The following is a 15,772-nucleotide window of genomic DNA, read 5'->3' as shown; positions in this document are numbered from 1 at the left end:
TCAATAAAGTAGGAAAAGGTTTAAAAGACCAATGTGAAAAGTCGGGTATTGTAACAACTTCTTACACCCTGTAATCTGAACTTGTCTTAAGAAAATTAAAATGAAATCATTTTTTTTACCGAATTACTTTTGATCACGGATGAACATAAGGATAACTCATGAAAAAATTATTTCTTGCACTTGGTATGACATGTGCGCTGAGCGCTTCAGCTCAAAACTTCAATGGTTACATTGTAAAACTAAAGCCAGGTTTCGAGTCTCTTGTTAACACGAATATGGCAGATGCTCAGGTTAGAAAACTAAGCTTTGGTACTTTTGCTGTTGTTAAGCAAAGTTTTGAAGGCCTTGTTCAAGACCCAGCAGTTGAGTATGTTGAGAAGAACTGGATCATTAACTTAAATGATTTTTCAGCTCCTCAACATGATGATGCTTCATTAACAGAAAATCGCGATGAGCAATTTTCTAAGCAATGGGGATTAATGAATGACGGACGCAACTCTAGTGGTTGGTTCTCAAGAGGAAAAGCTGGTGAAGACATCAATGCAACTGCTGCATGGAATGTTGAAACAGGTGATCGCGATCTAGTTGTTGCAGTTATTGATACAGGTGTTGATTATACTCACGCTGATCTAAAAGCTAACACTTGGAAGAATGAAGGTGAAATCGCTGGAAACGGAATTGATGATGATGGAAACGGATTTGTTGATGATGTTTATGGATACGATTTTGCAAATAAAGACGGTGATCCAATGGACGGTCACTCTCATGGTACTCACTGTGCTGGTGTAATTGGTGCTCGTCACAATGGAACTGGTATCATGGGTGTTATGGCAAATGTTAAAATTATGTCGATTAAATTCCTAAGTGACAGTGGTTCAGGGGAAACAATTGATGCAATCTCTTCAATTGACTACGCTGTTGCAAATGGTGCAAAAATTCTTTCAAACTCTTGGGGTGGAGGAGAGTACTCTGAAGCACTTAAAGAGTCGATTCAAAATGCACGTGATAAAGGTGTTCTTTTCGTAGCTGCTGCTGGTAACTCTTCAGCTGACAACGATGCAAGACCAACTTACCCAGCAAATTACGATGTTGAAAACGTAATCACTGTTGGTGCAATGGATGGTAAAGGTAACCGTTCATCTTTTTCTAACTACGGACAAGATACAGTTCACGTATTTGCACCAGGTTCAAATATTCTTTCAACTGTACCAGGTGATCGTTATAAGAAGATGTCTGGAACTTCAATGGCAACGCCAATGGTTTCTGGGGTACTTGGACTTCTACTATCAAAAGAAGAAGGGCTAACTTTCTCTCAAATTAAAGAAAGAATTTATTCAACTTCAGTACCAAATGCAGGACTTATCACAAAAGCTAAGTCTGGACGTATTGAAGCTTATCGCCTACTTAACAATATCCAAAACTAGTGATATATAAAGAGGGGAGTCTTCGTATTAGCGACTCCCTTTTTTATTTATGAAAATCAAACTACCAGAATTCCTTATTCGAAAATTAAAAATGACTCCTTATCATAAATTAGGTGGCGCCGAGGGCGTTCAAGAACTTGTTAATAACTTCTATGAGATCATGGATACTGACCCAAAGGCTTCCAAGTGTCGCGCTATTCACGCAAGCTCACTTGAAAGTGCTAATAAGAAACTTTTTATGTTTCTATCTGGCTGGTTAGGTGGCCCTAGTCTTTATATTGAAAAGTACGGCCATCCTCGTATGAGAAAGCGTCATTTTCCATTTAAGATTGGTTTTGCTGAGCGAGATGAGTGGCTCTATTGCATGAGAAAGGCCATGGATATGAAGAATTTAAAGCCTGAGTTTGATAAAGAACTCTGGGGTGCTTTCGAAAGATTCGCCGAGCATATGAGAAACCAAGACTTTTAGATCTTCGATTTCTATTCCGCAAAAAACTTCGTAATTTAATTCATTAAGTAGCTCAAGGCAGCGCTCAAAGTGAGTTTTAAATGCACTTTCTTGCTTCATTTCTAATTTTAATAGCCCTGCTGCTATTTTAATGATGGCCTTAAATAAAATGGCAAAGTCATCAGTTCGATTATGCTCATTCCATAAGGATTCTAAGTAGGCATGGGCCTCCCAGAAATATCCTCGGTTTACCAAGTCAATGGCATACAGATAATCTTCACTATCTTTAAAAGCTTCACTAGAGCTTAGGCGAGCTGTTTGAGGCTCGCCGCTTTCTTCCATATGGCCACCAGACTTCAAGGGATGTGGATTCACTCCCGGTCGAAATTTATATGGTGGTAGTGCTCGAGTGGAATATCTTATGAAAGTCTCCAATCAAAGTCGTACAGAAGTTTTCCTTCATCAATATGAACTTGAGAAACTATCTTTGACCAAACTTTTTCATTTGGATCCCACTGGAATCTTGCACGAGCAACCTTGTGCTTGATCGTATTGAATTTTTCAACTTCTTGACGATTCTTCCAATTCGGCGCCTTAAGTTCCGCTACGATTCTAACTTTAGGTGCACTAGCAAGCTTTGCCATACGTGCATAATCGTAGTGAGAAGCAATCTTTAGCATCGCTAGAACATCAGTTACGGCGCGGTGAGGGAATGGATTAATAAATCCATGTGAGTGCTCAAGAAGCGCCATTGATTTATGAGTAATTTTTCTTGGGTACTCAACGTCTTCTTGAGTATCAATCCAAACTTTATTTGGCATCTCAATACCATGTCTTTTAAACATGGCCGTAAGCATTGGCTTGTCGTACTTTGCACCATTATGGGCCATCATATAGTCGGCCTTCTTCATCAGAAGTGCGATTCTTTCAAGGGCCATCTTGATTTCATCACCCTTGCGGCCCCATTCAGCAAGTAATTGCTCATCAATGCCAGTTAGCTCAATGACTTCTTCTGTAAGCTTTAGACGGTCTTTCTCGTCAATTAGTTCTGAGAAAATTCTTACTGGAGAGTTGATGCGTGTATCCCAAAGGACTGCTCCAATTTCCGTAACGCGGTCAACTTCAAGGTTTACACCTTTTTGCGTTAGATTTTCGTTAATACCTTCTAAATCAACTCCAAGAATGAGCATTTGACGTCCTTTTGTTGGTCTTGCTGTGTGCCATAAGATTAATTGACAATATTCTGACTTATTTAGGACAATTATTAACGATACGTTTAATATTGTAAATGCTGGGATTACTTAGATTTAATGAAACCTTATATTGTACTTATATTCACGGCGTTAATTGTTGCCTTCTTTTCAGGAAGTTTTGTTTTAAAAACTTTCGCTCCTCGATTTGCTAGTCAGTATCAAATTGATGAGATCAATGAGCTAAAAGTTAAGATGCAAACTACAATTACACCATACGCCATCGTTAACTTCTCATCATTGTATTACTCAGATGAGCAGTTCCAGTTACTTAATCCTTCACTTGCTATTGAAGAATTTGATGCATCTCTACTTTCAAGTTCAAAAGGTTGTTCAAATATCGAGATTCTTCAATCTCAGCTTACGGGAACACGTAAAAAAGGTGTCTGGGAACAAATCCGCTGTGGAAGAATTCGAAATATTCCTAACTGGTTTGTGAAATCTCCACCTTATATTCATGAATCTGGTGTTAGTTACGCATACCTCTTGTTTCAATATCAATTGGCCACAGGCCAGGCGTCTCAGACGTCATGGGTAAGGCGTAGACTTTCTTACTTCCATGTTTCAGAACTTGCACAACTTCAACGTGAAATCGGGCCACTCGGTGGAATCTACGGTCTACTTGCAAGTCTTTCTCAGGAAACTCTACAAGATATTATTAATGAGGAAGGAACTATTCTAGCAAAGAACTTTTTATTGGCACGAATAAAGTATCCACGCCAATACAATGTTCTCGAGTATCGCTTTTACTCAAATGATTCCATTGAAAGATTTCTCGATCAAACGCCTTATCAAATATCAAGAGCACGTGCAGGTAAGTGGTGTGTCTACAACGACGGTCCAATTTGTTGGCGACAGAACACAAGACATCTCTTACAGACTGTCTCTACTTCGACTTTGACATCATTTACCGGGATCATGGTTATCTTCTTCATTATTCTTTGGCTACTATTCAGTAAGATCAAGGATGATAAGGTTGAGGAGAGTCGTAAGAAAATGGCACTTCAAGTTTTGACACACGAGTTTAGAACTCCTGTTAGTTCTCTTCTTTTAATTGTTGAAAAAATGAACCGCTCAATTGATAAATTGGATGAAGAACAGCAAGAAGATCTTCTTCGAATTGCTGGAGAAGTATATCGCCTTCAACGTCTAACAGAAAAGTCTAAGCACTACCTGCAAGGCTCTAATGCCTCAGGGATGTTAACTTTTAGTTATGAAAAGCTAGAGCACTTAGAAGATCTTATCTATGATACAATTATTCCTATTAAGGAAACTTATGATAAGGAAATTGAATTATCGATTGATGTGAAAGATACGATCTTTGTCGATTATTATTGGTTTCAAATTCTCATTAAAAATCTCGTTGAGAACTCTTTTATTCATGGTGCGCCAGAGCACTATTTAAAGATTTATGAAAAAGATAAATTCTTTGTTGTTGAAGTCGGTGATGGTGGAGAGATTACAAGAGACCTTGATACTCTAACAAGTGAGTTTGTTAAAGGTTCTAAAAGTTCAGGTACAGGCTTAGGTTTAAATATTATTAAAAATATAGTTGATGAATGGGGTGGAAAAATTGAGTTGGTTAAGAAGCCGACGAAGTTTATTATCACTCTACCTAAAAGGAAGTAATTATGGATAAGATTCTATTAGTTGAAGATGATGTTTCACTAGGTAAGGGAATTCTTGATTTTCTTAAAATGGAAGGCTTTGATACGACGTGGGCACAAACTTTAGAAGAAGCAAGAAAGATTGATTTAAAAGGTTTTAATCTTATTATCCAAGATTGGATGCTTCCAGATGGACAGGGGATTGATTTTCTAAAAGAGATTCGTTCTAACAATAATAATACACCTATGATTATTCTTACTGCTAAGACTGATCTGATTGATAAAGTTGTTGGCCTTGAGTCAGGGGCAAACGACTATATGACTAAACCATTTGAGTCTCGTGAACTACTTGCTCGTATTCGTGTGCAACTTCGTATTGGAGATCAAGGAGCTACAGCTAAGGATCTTGATACTAAAGGTGTTTTAACTCTTGGAAAACTTAAGATTGATAATGATACAAGAGAAGTTACTTGGGATGGAAACTTAGTCGAACTAACTAAAATGGAGTTTGATTTCCTAAAGCTTCTTGTGGAAAATCCAAATCGCGCTCTATCTCGTGATGAGATTTTAAATAAGGTTTGGGGTTATGAGTGTTATCCATCAACTCGTACCGTAGATACACACGTTCTTCAATTACGTCAGAAATTTAATGAAAATTTAATTGAAACGGTTCGAGGTATCGGCTATAAGCTGCGTCCACAATTTGCTCAATAAGAATAAAAAATGATTTAAGGGCCTTTCAAAGGCCCTTTTTTTTTCAAAGAATTGACATAACTCTAACGAAGATTGAATAAAGCTTGGCCATAATATAACGAAAGGTTAGTTAATATGAACAACTACTAAGGGGCCATTATGTCTAAGCGTATAACCATTCCACTTCTCTTTGCCTGCGTGGCACTTTTTTTAGCGTCATGTCAGTCGAAGCAATCGGCGAGCGATCTGCAAAAAACTCTTGAGGAAAATCCGCAGATTTTAACTGAAGTGATGAAGAAGAACCCGCAATTGTTTATGGAAACACTTCAGAAGATGGCATCTCAAATGAGAGAGAAGGCCCTTGAAGATCGCAATAAGAAAGAACAGGAAATCTTAGAGGCCGCATTTAAAGACCCTATTGAAGTCGAAAAGCATAGTGAAGATTTAATCATTGGTAATCCTAATGCGAAAGTGGTTATTTATGAATACTCTGATTTTCAGTGTCCATTCTGTTATCGTGCCCTTGAGACAGTAAAACAAGTTCTTGATGAGTATAAAGATGATGTGGCCTTTGTCTATCGCCACCTGCCAATTGATTCAATTCATCCAAATGCAAGATTGGCCGCAAAATACTATGAAGCAATTAGAATTGAATATGGCCAAAAGGCCTTCGACTTTCATGAAACAATTTTAAAGAATCAAAATAAGATTCGTCATGGTGAAAAATATTTCCTTAGTTTAATTAAAGAAATGAAATTAGATATTGGGAAAATTAGGGAATTAGTAAACTCAAAACGTGTCGAGAATAAGATTGCTGCGGACGTAGCAAGTGCAAATAAATTGGGCTTTAGTGGCACTCCTGGTTTTGTTGTGGCCGGTGTCCCTGTTAAAGGCGCATACCCATATTCTCATTTCAAAATGATCTTAGATCGTCGTTTAAATGGAAACTCTAAGGATCCTGCTAGCGAGATGGCAGCGAAGATCAAGTAAGAAATTAAATGTCCGTCAGTAGTTCAATTAATTCAGGGTAATCGATAAATGGATTTCGGTTGCCCTGATACTTCTCAACTTCATCATTTCTAAACTTCTCAAATTCATCGATAGGATCTAACTTGTCCCAAGCTCTCAAGAATGCTTCTTCACGATCATCAATTGGAAGCTCATACATTACTGCAAAGTAGAATAGCCCACGAGCGATATCACCCTTTACTTCATTAGGTGGTTCAAAAAGCGGCATATTTGGATACTTCTTATTCTTTCCAAATTTAGATTCACCACAGTCTTGAAGTTTATTGTCGTCAACTTCACCGTAGTGATATGAGGCCCTCATACTATTAACAAAAGAGTCTGTTGGGAAAAGGTGGTGCATATCCGCAACCATATCATCGTATTCGTTCTTACCGTGTTCAACAGTTTCACCATAGTCAAAGAATCGAGACTTCGGCCATGTATGCTCAGTGTTGATGATATTACCATCAGGTAGGTTTTCAGAGTCTAATTGAATATCGACATTATTTTCGTACTCATTTCCGCAGTAAAGGTCTTTTAGAAACTTATTATCGGATCCAGATTTATTATAGGCGTAGATATTATTAAAAAGGTAAAGACGTGCTTCTTTATAATAAAGAGTTCTCTTTCCTTTTTTCATCAAATCAGAAAGACGCTTTCTGAATTTTGCTTGATCGATTTGTGTTTTCGTATCACCGTGGCCTTTGAGGTTTATTGCCTGGGCCATAGTGAGTGATGTTGCTAAAATTATTAGAGTGGTACGTAACATAATTAGCTTTTACGGTAATTTATGAACAGATGGTAGGAGATTGTAGAATTTACCCGAAATATAGTCCCAATAAAAAAACAGGACCTCGGTGAGGTCCTGCCAATTTAAAAATCAAGCTCGTTATTTTAGCTACTTAGGGGACGACTAAGCGGCCTTATTATACTCTTCGTAATCGTTATCACTATCCATATTTTCTTCATCTACACTTTGTCTAAGGCTTGTTAAAAGCTTCTCTAATTGAAGTCTTTCGCTAACTCCAAGCTCAACAAATTGTACCCCCATTCCTTCTGGGTAGCGTCCAACAGCATTCGATTTTCTAACGACCTTGGCCTTTAGTTCTAAATCTGTTCCGATATTAAAAGTAAAAGTGTCTCCACAATTGAAGATATCTTTTTGAGTTGGCGTATTATACGAAATATAAGCACCTGTTCTTGAGATATCAAAAGTTTCTCCAAGATTAATTGGAATATCAGTTGATGATACCTTTGTTGGTAGTGGTGCTTGGTAACGAATTGCTGTTTTCCACCACTGAGCAGCAGGAGAATTAATAACATTCGTTTCATGACTAAGAATAAAATATGAAGTCATTAGGATATATGCAAAAGTTGATAGAATAACTGAAGCTGCTTCAAAGTCATTTCCATAAACTAGGACAATCGAGTTATTTAAACAAACAAAGCCAATCGATAATGGAAAGCTCCACTTGATGTCATCTTGCGCTGTAAATGAAAAGTACGCATTTAGAAAACAAGAGGCCATAACCATAAAGTTAAAGACTGTCATTTTCGACCAGATGGCACCAATATCAGTTGCACCATGACCATAAAGGAACATGACCTGAATTGGGATACTAACTGCAATTGCAATAAATACAAATGCATAAATATTAAAGATTAATGGCTTGATCTTCATTGATGACTCCTTGTGTGTCATTTTGAGTAAAGTGATAACAATAACTATTTACGCGATTAATATAATTCTTTGCTTCTTGTAGGCGATCAGAGTTACGCCAATTTGTTTCTAATTTGATTAGTTGTGACTTAACTCTAAATGGGCCAGAGTTATAGCTGGCAAGAATTAGGTCTGTGAAAAGTTGGCTTTTCTCAAATGATTTAAGGTCTTTGATTTTTGGATATGACTTTTGTACAAGATCGATATTTCCACGCCAGTACTTCTTTAAATATTCAATATACTCAAGGCCACCAATAACTGACTTCTTACGATTAAGTCGCCAGTCATTTCTTTGATTAATCTTTCCTGACCTAACCATGAATTTTACAAGTCCATATGGAAGCTTTTCAATTCTCTTATCAACCTTCCACTTATCGTATTTCTTAACAACGTGCTGGCTTGCTGCATCTGTTACTTGTGTAAGCCCAATTGCTTTTGCAGAACTTACTGAACGATAGTTAAACCCTGATTCTTGGGCAATAATTCCAAGTAGCATTGAAGGGTTTGTATGAACTTTTTTAGCTTCATTTTTTACAAGATCAATGAAGCTATCCTTAACATTGAATGGATCTGTTGTTGTAATTGTTGTGTTGTTATTTGCTGTTGTAAATTGCTTACATGATGGTTCTTCATAACGGTATAGAGAGCGAATCTCTCCACGATATTGGTAACCAATTTTAATATCAGTTTCAAGTCTTGCTGGAAGACTCAGGCGATTGATTTTATAGATGATATTTTGATCGTCTTCATAGATAACTTTATTATTATTTTTAAAGCTTGAAGTAATATTTCTTCCATTCCAAAAGATAACGATATTTTCTGGATTCAATTTTCCACGAGTAGAATTTATCTTAATATAAAGATCATAAACAGCATGACGATTTTGCTTTTTAGGAAAGAACTCAATTCCAATTGTACTTGTTCCAACATTATCAAAATTTAAATGGTTATCTAAGATATTAGTAAAGGCCTCGAGATTTTCGAATGTATCCCCATCATTAATTATTGAAAGAGTGTCACTTCCGAATGGGTTCATTGGCCCAGCACATGAAGTGAACAGGAGAGTCGCTCCAAAAAAGAGTGCCGAAAAGCTTGCTCTTAACAAGACTCTGACAATGTGCTGACGAAATGTTGGTTTAAGTGCCATGTTCATTGACACTATTATGACAATTTTGGGTAAGTAGCTGAAGTTGCTAGGTAGTTAATCTTTTTATATCAACTACTTAGCTAAAAAATCCGATAAAATCTATGGTTAGCAAAATTAGCAATTTTTGCCAACTTTAGAAGCCATAGAAAAAACCGTTATTGGCATCTGTTAAATTCTTTAAGAATTTATATAAATTTGAGGACTTACTGAAGTTAGTGGCCCCCACACCAATAGCGTTAATTTGGACTTTTCGAAGTCTATTTTTGTCGGTGATATCCCTAACAATATCTTCAATACTATCAGGTGAAGTTGTTCGGCCTGACTTTGTTGGAGAGCCATCACTTAATAAGACAATATCTGTAAGTTGTGGATATTGGTCGATAACATATTTTAGGGCCGCTCTTGTCGGGGTAGCGCCAAGTGGCCTAAGTCCTGCTAGAAATTCATAGACTTCTTCTTTGATTTTTAAATCTCTAAGATCTTGGAGAACGCCCCATAGGGCATACTGAGAACTGCGATTCTTTCCTGGAAAGTAGATGATATCGACGTAGTAGTCCTTTCCCATTGAAGCAATAAGCATCTTAAGGCCTGCCTTAACTTGGCCAATACGATCATCTGTTGCCATTGATCCTGAAACATCAATGAGAAAGGCCACTCTCTTGCCTTTGAAATTAAAACCTACATCAGCATTCTTAACCGTTGGAGCTGGAGTCGGTTTTGGTTCTGGTTTTGGTTCTGGCTTGGCCTGCGGTGGGGTAATTTGAGCTGTTAGCTCTTTAATCACTTTCTTTTGATCCTGAGCAAGCTTTTCACATTGAGAAAGTGCCTGTGAATTATCAACGCAAACTTCTTTTGGAGTTTCTACTGTTGTAGGTGCTTCATTCTTTGGAACAACGATGAAGAGGATAATCACCGCTCCAAGTGCTCCTGAAAGTAAATCAAGAAATGAAATATTAAAAACGTCTATGGACTTTCTTTGGCGCATTATTTGCTTTCCTACATCTCAATCTTATTAACTAAGTTTTCAATTACATATTCTTTTGTTTTCATATGAAATTGATCAGTTGCTTTTTGCAAATCGTGAAAGAGCCACATAAGAATGATACTTAGGATTAGTGCAACAAGTGTTGTATCAAAGGCAACACCAAGAGTTGAAGTAATCAGTTGCATGTCTTTGGAGTTTGCTAACATTAAAGCACTTGAGATACCAAGTACAGTACCAATAAAGCCAAGAGAAGGAATGGCCCATAGGAGATAGCGAATATTAGACTGTTCAGTTTCTGAGTTGTCTCGATGTAGGTCAGTTATAATATTAATGACCTCTAGAACTTCGGAAATATTTTTCGTTGATCGAAACTTAGCACAAGAATTTTTAATGAGCTGTGTGAGTAAAGTTTTCGAATACTTCTTTTCAAAGTCCTTAACTTTTTGTCCTATTTGAATGACATCGTCAGACATGAGTAAATGTTTTTCATCAGTAGGAAGGAGATTGGCCTTAAAATAAGACTTTTCAGCTTTAATTTGGGCCTTTAGTTCTTTTATTTCTGAAATTGACCAGAAGAATGCCATGTAAGTTAGCCACTGAATGTAGCCACCTTTGATGAAATTTCCGCCTAAGAGAATTAGCAATCTTGAAACCATTCCATCTTGTGGGAAAATACCAGACAGATACGCTCCGTTTAATACCGCCACAATAACACTGCTTATAACAACAGCTTGTCCAATGAGTTGCAATTCTTTCTTTTCTAGCATTGAATGACCTTTTACTCTAAAATTATAGATATATTTTTAATTATTATAACTGACTTTAAAAGGATATAAATGGTGGGAAAAAATAGTGAAAATGAACCAGTAGGAGAACTATGTGTTCGCACGCTAACGATGCCTTGTGATACAAATCACAATGGTGATATCTTTGGAGGTTGGGTTCTTTCGCAAATGGATATCGCCGGTGCAATCTATTCTGGAAAGCGCTGTAATGGCCGTACGGCAACTATCGCAATTGAAGCAATGAAATTCATCCAACCAGTAGGAGTTGGGGATATCTTATGCTGTTACTGCTCAACTGTAAGAGAAGGAAATACATCTCTTGCTGTTAAAGTTGAAGCTTGGGTTATTCGCAAGTTTGAAACAGAAAGAGTTAGAGTGACGGATGGAATTTTCACATACGTGGCCATTGATGAAAATAAAAGGCCAAGAAGTATTAACTCAAAAACAATTCTCGAAAAATAAGGATTTCTATATGAGCGTAATTAACGTTGAGAATGTCTCTAAAAGTTATAGAGACCAAAAGGCATTATCGGACTTCTCTCTTACTGTAGAACATGGAGATGTCGTTGCTCTTTTAGGGCCAAATGGTGCTGGAAAAACAACTTTTGTAAAGTGTATGCTTAATCTTATAAGTGCAGATAGTGGCAATATTTCGATTTATGATATTGATTCAAATGATCCTATGTCTCGATCTCGTCTAGTTTACTTACCTGAAAAATTTACTTTCTATAGCTACTTCACTGTTGAAGAAACTCTTAAGTTCTTTGCTGAGTTTCACCAAGTTGAAAAGTCTCTTGTAAAAGAAAGAATTCAAGAAGCTTTAGGAAAACTATCAATTGGAGAGTTAGGCAAGAAAAAGCTTAGTGAATTATCAAAAGGCCAAATGCAGCGAGTAGGCTTATGTATTGCTATTGTTGCTGATAAAGATTTGATTATCTTAGACGAGCCATTCTCTGGGCTTGATCCAATCGGTATCAAAGATGTGAAGGATATCTGCCTTGAGCTTTCGAGCAAAGGTAAGACGATCTTAATTAACTCTCATATCCTTTCTGAAGTTGAGAAATTTGCAAAGAAGGTGATTATCTTAAATCACGGTCAAGTTAAGGCCCAGGGGCCTATTGATGAAGTACGTGGTGGTATGTCTCTAGAGGATCGTTTTTATACTCTTATTAAAGGGACTAAAGAGGAAAGTGGGGAAGTTCATGTTTAATTTAACGCTTATTAAAAATACAATTGAAAAAGAAGTTCGAAATAAATCAGTAATCTTTCTATTCATTATGACTGTTATTGTAATGTATCTAGGAGGAGTGCTAAGTAATACCCTTCAAATTGAAATTCAAGAATCTGGTTTTAGTACATATCTAGCAACCGCAAGTATGACAGTTGTTATTTGGATTATCAGTCTTAGTGCAAAGCTTGTCGCAGCTCTTATTTCGGCAAATATCTTTCGTAGTGATTTAGAAAGTGGAGTAATTTCTCAAATCTTAGCACTGCCAATTAAGCGCTCTTCATATGTTATCAATCGTATGCTTGGTGGAGCCGTTTTAAGTTTCCTTTATCTGATCTTCATTTTGATAATTGGGGTTGTTATTCTTCTATCAAATGATCTTGTGCCAAAGGGTGTGGATTTCTCAATGGTGAAGATGGTTGCTTCACTAATTCCTCACTTCTTACAGATTTTGATTATTATGTTTGTGAGTTGTTTCTTCAGTTTATTCTTTAATAAAATTGGAACACTTCTACTAACTTGTTTTTATGTTCTGGCATCTGTTGGTGTTTATACTTATATCAAGGCGGGAAATCCAGCTCTTTCGGGGCTAAACCTTTCTTCAATATTCGGTTTTATCTTTTATTGGATGCTTCCAAGAATTGGTGAAATCTCAGGCCTTGCTGATATGCTATCGCTTGGGGCCGAACTTAATTTAGAAATTGTAAAAAGCTTTGTCTTCGGTTTTGTTCACTTAGTGGCAACTCTTGGGATTTGGGGACTAATCTTTAACTTTATTTTTAAAAGAAGATCATTTTAATGAGAAAATTGCTAATTATCCATTCAGATGAGCGCATCCAATCAAGTGTGAGAGAGTACTTAACAAATGAGTACTCTTTTGAAATTGATTGTCTTGCTAACTCATCACTAATTACGAATGCGGATGAATTAGCAACTTATGACGGGATCGTTTGTGAGAATCGCTATGTCGATAGCGAAGGACGTAATATTGTTGGCGCTCAAAATTTGATAAATTTTATCATTGATCACTCGATAAAAAAGCCTGTTGTTATCTTAGGTGAGATGGAAATTGATTATGGGAGCTTTGTCTCTCTACCATCGAGGTTTTCTCTCAGAGATATTAGTCTTCAACTAATTAAGAGTTTAAATATTACAGATGAGGAGTTAAGACATTTAAAGATGCCTGATTTTGTTAGTGTTGAAATTGCAAATTTCTATCAGCTCTCAAATCCATGCTGTGATATCTATATTAAAATGACAAAAACTGGTGTGGATCATTTTGTTAAAAGAATCTATGCCAATGACGTTCTTGATAAAGATATCGTAAGACGTTATGAAAATAATAATCTTTCGCACTTCTTTGTACAAAAAGAAGATTTCGAGAAATTAATGGGACAAATCTTATCTCAGTCTTTAACAAAGGTTGTGAAGGCCTTTAAAGAAGATAAGAAAATCATGGAAATTAGTAGTGATACTTTTGAAATTTCACAAAACCTTCTAAATGAAATTGGAATCACTCCACAAACAGTAAAGCTTGCTAAGACTTCTATTGTAGCTATGACAAAGACTGTAAGCGGCTCTAAGAAACTTTCAACACTTCTTCGCTCTCTTTTAGAGAATGAAACGACTTATGCGTTTAAAAGAAACTATCTAACTAGTTTGTTCTTTTATCAAATCATTCCAAATCTAGGATGGGGGCGAGGAGAACAACTAAAGCAAACGATGGATAAAGTTTGTTATATTTGTTTTTTCCACGACATCCTTCTACGTGAAGAGAAGCTTTTAAAGATCCACTCTCTTGATGATATGGCCTTCGTTGATTTAACAAATGAAGAAAAGAAGCTTGTGTTAGAGCACGCTAATATGACGACAACTCTCTTGCAGGAGATTTCAGGGATTCCAACTGGAATTGATGTTATTGTTCGCCAGCACCATGGTTCTTTAAATGGTGTAGGATTTCCTGATGTGTACACATCAAATTTATCTCCTCTAGCGATATGTTTTATAGTCATTGAAAAGTATGTTGTTGAGATCCTCAAGTCTATTGAGGCAAAAGAAAAACTTAAATTGAATTCGATACTCCTAGAGCTTGATGAATTTTTTCATTTGAGCAGTTATCGTAAAATAATTTTCGAACTAAAAAGCCTAATAAATTGAAAAGGCAAATTTATAAAAAGGAAAACTAATGGAACAAAGAAAAGTTTGTATTATCACGGGATCACGTATTCCATTTGCAAGGTCTGGAACGACATATCAAGGTGTATCTAACAAAGAACTTATGACAGCTGCTCTTAAAGGTTTAGTAGATAAGATGAACCTAAAAGGCCAAGAAGTAGGTGAGGTCGTTCTTGGAGCTGTTAGTAAGCATGCTTATGATTTCTCTCTTGCACGTGAGTGTACAATTGAGTCAGGACTTTCTTTTCACACTCCTGCAACTGATATTCAAAAAGCGTGTGGCCTATCACTTGAGGCATCAAATATTATTGCAATGAAAATTGCTACAGGACAAATTGAGTGTGGAATTGCTGGTGGTGTTGATACGAATAGTGATATCCCCGTTGAGTTTTCAAAAAAATTCTCAGATGCTATGAGCCGTGCAAATTATGCTCGCTCAACAGGTGAGCGCGTGAAGGCTTTACTAAGTATTCGCCCGGCCGATCTAAAACCATCTTTCCCTGCGGTTAAGGAGCCTCGCACAGGTCTTTCAATGGGACAAAGTTGTGAGCTTATGGCCCAGCGTTGGCATATTGCTCGTAAGGACCAAGACCAACTTGCGTGGGAGTCTCATCAAAATGCTGAGCGTGCATACAATGAAGGTTTCTATAATGATCTTGTTGTGCCTTTTAAAGGCCTAGAGCGCGATGGAATTCTTAGAGCTAACACTACTGTCGAAAAGATGGGATCTCTTAGGACTGCATTTGAAAAGTCTGAGAAGGCAACTCTTACTGCGGCCAACTCAACTCCTTTAACAGACGGTGCTTCTTGTGTTTTCCTATGTTCAGAAGAATATGCAAAAGAGCATAACCTTGAGGTTTCAGCATACTTTACTACTTGTCAGTCGGCAGCAGTTGATTTCATCGAAGAAGAAGGTCTTTTAATGGCCCCTGTTTATGCCGTTCCTAAGCTCTTAAAGCGTGCAGGACTTACTCTTCAAGATTTTGATTTCTATGAAATTCACGAAGCCTTTGCTGCTCAAGTTCTTTGTACACTGAAAGCTTGGGAAGATGAAGAGTTCTGTAAAACAAAGCTTGGCCTAGATTCAGCTCTTGGGTCAATTGACCGCTCAAAGCTAAACGTTAAAGGTGGCTCTCTTGCTCTTGGTCACCCATTTGGTGCAACTGGTGCAAGAATTGTTGCAGGCCTTGCTAAAATGCTTCAAGAAAAAGGCGGCGGACGTGGACTAATCTCAATCTGTACAGCAGGTGGGATGGGCGTTGTTGCTATCGTTGAAAGATAAAATTGAATAAAAAAAGGCAC

The 15,772-nt window shown here is 37.1% G+C and carries 17 protein-coding genes; 10 read left to right on the top strand and 7 right to left on the bottom strand.

Translation table 11 applies throughout. The features are described 5' to 3' along the window. Positions 1-158 precede the first annotated feature (158 nt). Positions 159-1,424, top strand: coding sequence for a S8 family peptidase (locus ACMAYS_RS02990; protein WP_412462709.1), 1,266 nt, complete (start codon positions 159-161; stop codon positions 1,422-1,424). Between the two features lie 49 nt (positions 1,425-1,473). Then, positions 1,474-1,893 carry a group II truncated hemoglobin gene (locus tag ACMAYS_RS02985; RefSeq protein WP_199177527.1) on the top strand — a complete coding sequence of 140 codons (420 nt, stop codon included), beginning with the start codon at positions 1,474-1,476 and terminating at the stop codon, positions 1,891-1,893. On the opposite strand, the gene ACMAYS_RS02980 is transcribed toward ACMAYS_RS02985, so the two are convergent. Further along, the gene (locus ACMAYS_RS02980) at positions 1,816-2,214 is read right to left on the bottom strand and encodes a DUF309 domain-containing protein (protein ID WP_412462708.1); all 399 of its coding nucleotides are present in this window, start codon (positions 2,212-2,214) and stop codon (positions 1,816-1,818) included. The genes ACMAYS_RS02985 and ACMAYS_RS02980 overlap by 78 nt on opposite strands. A gap of 77 nt (positions 2,215-2,291) precedes the next feature. Further along, positions 2,292-3,062 (bottom strand): 3'-5' exonuclease, encoded by a 771-nt coding sequence (locus tag ACMAYS_RS02975; protein ID WP_103217495.1) that lies wholly within the window; start codon positions 3,060-3,062, stop codon positions 2,292-2,294. Between the two features lie 120 nt (positions 3,063-3,182). Between ACMAYS_RS02975 and ACMAYS_RS02970 the strand changes: the two genes are divergently transcribed. The 3 genes from ACMAYS_RS02970 (at position 3,183) to ACMAYS_RS02960 (ending at position 6,412) form a co-directional block, all read left to right on the top strand. Next, a complete protein-coding gene (locus ACMAYS_RS02970; protein ID WP_103217494.1) occupies positions 3,183-4,751 on the top strand; it encodes a sensor histidine kinase in 1,569 nt (522 codons plus the stop codon). Positions 4,752-4,753: 2 nt separating this feature from the next. Beyond that, on the top strand, positions 4,754-5,443 hold the full coding sequence (locus tag ACMAYS_RS02965; protein WP_103217493.1) for a response regulator transcription factor: 690 nt from the start codon (positions 4,754-4,756) through the stop codon (positions 5,441-5,443). Positions 5,444-5,581: 138 nt separating this feature from the next. Further along, positions 5,582-6,412, top strand: a complete 831-nt coding sequence (locus ACMAYS_RS02960) for a thioredoxin domain-containing protein (protein ID WP_412462707.1) — start codon at positions 5,582-5,584, stop codon at positions 6,410-6,412. Between the two features lie 4 nt (positions 6,413-6,416). Here ACMAYS_RS02960 and ACMAYS_RS02955 read toward each other — a convergent pair whose 3' ends face one another. The 5 genes from ACMAYS_RS02955 to ACMAYS_RS02935 all read right to left on the bottom strand — a co-directional run bounded on the left by ACMAYS_RS02955 (position 6,417) and on the right by ACMAYS_RS02935 (position 11,049). After that, the gene (locus tag ACMAYS_RS02955) at positions 6,417-7,157 is read right to left on the bottom strand and encodes an endonuclease I family protein (protein WP_158246836.1); all 741 of its coding nucleotides are present in this window, start codon (positions 7,155-7,157) and stop codon (positions 6,417-6,419) included. A 186-nt stretch (positions 7,158-7,343) separates the two neighbouring features. Continuing rightward, entirely contained in the window at positions 7,344-8,111 is a 768-nt protein-coding gene (locus tag ACMAYS_RS02950) for a PilZ domain-containing protein (RefSeq protein ID WP_158246835.1), read from the bottom strand. Continuing rightward, a complete protein-coding gene (locus ACMAYS_RS02945; RefSeq protein WP_103217489.1) occupies positions 8,086-9,303 on the bottom strand; it encodes a transglycosylase SLT domain-containing protein in 1,218 nt (405 codons plus the stop codon). Before ACMAYS_RS02945 ends, ACMAYS_RS02950 begins: the two co-directional genes overlap by 26 nt. Before the next feature lie 127 nt (positions 9,304-9,430). Further along, positions 9,431-10,282 carry a VWA domain-containing protein gene (locus ACMAYS_RS02940; RefSeq protein WP_103217488.1) on the bottom strand — a complete coding sequence of 284 codons (852 nt, stop codon included), beginning with the start codon at positions 10,280-10,282 and terminating at the stop codon, positions 9,431-9,433. 11 nt (positions 10,283-10,293) lie between these two features. After that, positions 10,294-11,049 (bottom strand): MotA/TolQ/ExbB proton channel family protein, encoded by a 756-nt coding sequence (locus ACMAYS_RS02935; protein WP_103217487.1) that lies wholly within the window; start codon positions 11,047-11,049, stop codon positions 10,294-10,296. 69 nt (positions 11,050-11,118) lie between these two features. Between ACMAYS_RS02935 and ACMAYS_RS02930 the strand changes: the two genes are divergently transcribed. The 5 genes from ACMAYS_RS02930 to ACMAYS_RS02910 are packed head-to-tail and all read left to right on the top strand — an operon-like array spanning position 11,119 to position 15,752. Beyond that, positions 11,119-11,529, top strand: a complete 411-nt coding sequence (locus ACMAYS_RS02930; RefSeq protein WP_103217486.1) for an acyl-CoA thioesterase — start codon at positions 11,119-11,121, stop codon at positions 11,527-11,529. Between the two features lie 10 nt (positions 11,530-11,539). After that, positions 11,540-12,277, top strand: a complete 738-nt coding sequence (locus ACMAYS_RS02925; RefSeq protein WP_158246834.1) for an ABC transporter ATP-binding protein — start codon at positions 11,540-11,542, stop codon at positions 12,275-12,277. Then, a complete protein-coding gene (locus ACMAYS_RS02920; RefSeq protein WP_103217484.1) occupies positions 12,270-13,094 on the top strand; it encodes an ABC transporter permease subunit in 825 nt (274 codons plus the stop codon). Before ACMAYS_RS02925 ends, ACMAYS_RS02920 begins: the two co-directional genes overlap by 8 nt. Continuing rightward, positions 13,094-14,452 carry a hypothetical protein gene (locus tag ACMAYS_RS02915; protein WP_412462706.1) on the top strand — a complete coding sequence of 453 codons (1,359 nt, stop codon included), beginning with the start codon at positions 13,094-13,096 and terminating at the stop codon, positions 14,450-14,452. The genes ACMAYS_RS02920 and ACMAYS_RS02915 overlap by 1 nt, the downstream gene beginning before the upstream one ends. Before the next feature lie 28 nt (positions 14,453-14,480). After that, positions 14,481-15,752, top strand: coding sequence for an acetyl-CoA C-acetyltransferase (locus tag ACMAYS_RS02910; RefSeq protein ID WP_412462705.1), 1,272 nt, complete (start codon positions 14,481-14,483; stop codon positions 15,750-15,752). Positions 15,753-15,772 lie beyond the last annotated feature (20 nt).

Source organism: Halobacteriovorax sp. RT-2-6 (assembly GCF_047085025.1).
In the GTDB taxonomy this organism is placed as follows: domain Bacteria; phylum Bdellovibrionota; class Bacteriovoracia; order Bacteriovoracales; family Bacteriovoracaceae; genus Halobacteriovorax_A.
The sequence above is the reverse complement of the archived record's forward strand: the minus strand, read 5'-3'. Positions and strand labels throughout refer to the sequence as shown.

Coding starts and splice junctions, on each gene's coding strand:
- ACMAYS_RS02990 (WP_412462709.1), top strand. CDS start 159: ATGAAAAAATTATTTCTTGCACTTGGTATGACATGTGCGCTGAGCGCT.
- ACMAYS_RS02985 (WP_199177527.1), top strand. CDS start 1,474: ATGAAAATCAAACTACCAGAATTCCTTATTCGAAAATTAAAAATGACT.
- ACMAYS_RS02980 (WP_412462708.1), bottom strand. CDS start 2,214: ATGGAAGAAAGCGGCGAGCCTCAAACAGCTCGCCTAAGCTCTAGTGAA.
- ACMAYS_RS02975 (WP_103217495.1), bottom strand. CDS start 3,062: ATGCTCATTCTTGGAGTTGATTTAGAAGGTATTAACGAAAATCTAACG.
- ACMAYS_RS02970 (WP_103217494.1), top strand. CDS start 3,183: ATGAAACCTTATATTGTACTTATATTCACGGCGTTAATTGTTGCCTTC.
- ACMAYS_RS02965 (WP_103217493.1), top strand. CDS start 4,754: ATGGATAAGATTCTATTAGTTGAAGATGATGTTTCACTAGGTAAGGGA.
- ACMAYS_RS02960 (WP_412462707.1), top strand. CDS start 5,582: ATGTCTAAGCGTATAACCATTCCACTTCTCTTTGCCTGCGTGGCACTT.
- ACMAYS_RS02955 (WP_158246836.1), bottom strand. CDS start 7,157: ATGGCCCAGGCAATAAACCTCAAAGGCCACGGTGATACGAAAACACAA.
- ACMAYS_RS02950 (WP_158246835.1), bottom strand. CDS start 8,111: ATGAAGATCAAGCCATTAATCTTTAATATTTATGCATTTGTATTTATT.
- ACMAYS_RS02945 (WP_103217489.1), bottom strand. CDS start 9,303: ATGAACATGGCACTTAAACCAACATTTCGTCAGCACATTGTCAGAGTC.
- ACMAYS_RS02940 (WP_103217488.1), bottom strand. CDS start 10,282: ATGCGCCAAAGAAAGTCCATAGACGTTTTTAATATTTCATTTCTTGAT.
- ACMAYS_RS02935 (WP_103217487.1), bottom strand. CDS start 11,049: ATGCTAGAAAAGAAAGAATTGCAACTCATTGGACAAGCTGTTGTTATA.
- ACMAYS_RS02930 (WP_103217486.1), top strand. CDS start 11,119: ATGGTGGGAAAAAATAGTGAAAATGAACCAGTAGGAGAACTATGTGTT.
- ACMAYS_RS02925 (WP_158246834.1), top strand. CDS start 11,540: ATGAGCGTAATTAACGTTGAGAATGTCTCTAAAAGTTATAGAGACCAA.
- ACMAYS_RS02920 (WP_103217484.1), top strand. CDS start 12,270: ATGTTTAATTTAACGCTTATTAAAAATACAATTGAAAAAGAAGTTCGA.
- ACMAYS_RS02915 (WP_412462706.1), top strand. CDS start 13,094: ATGAGAAAATTGCTAATTATCCATTCAGATGAGCGCATCCAATCAAGT.
- ACMAYS_RS02910 (WP_412462705.1), top strand. CDS start 14,481: ATGGAACAAAGAAAAGTTTGTATTATCACGGGATCACGTATTCCATTT.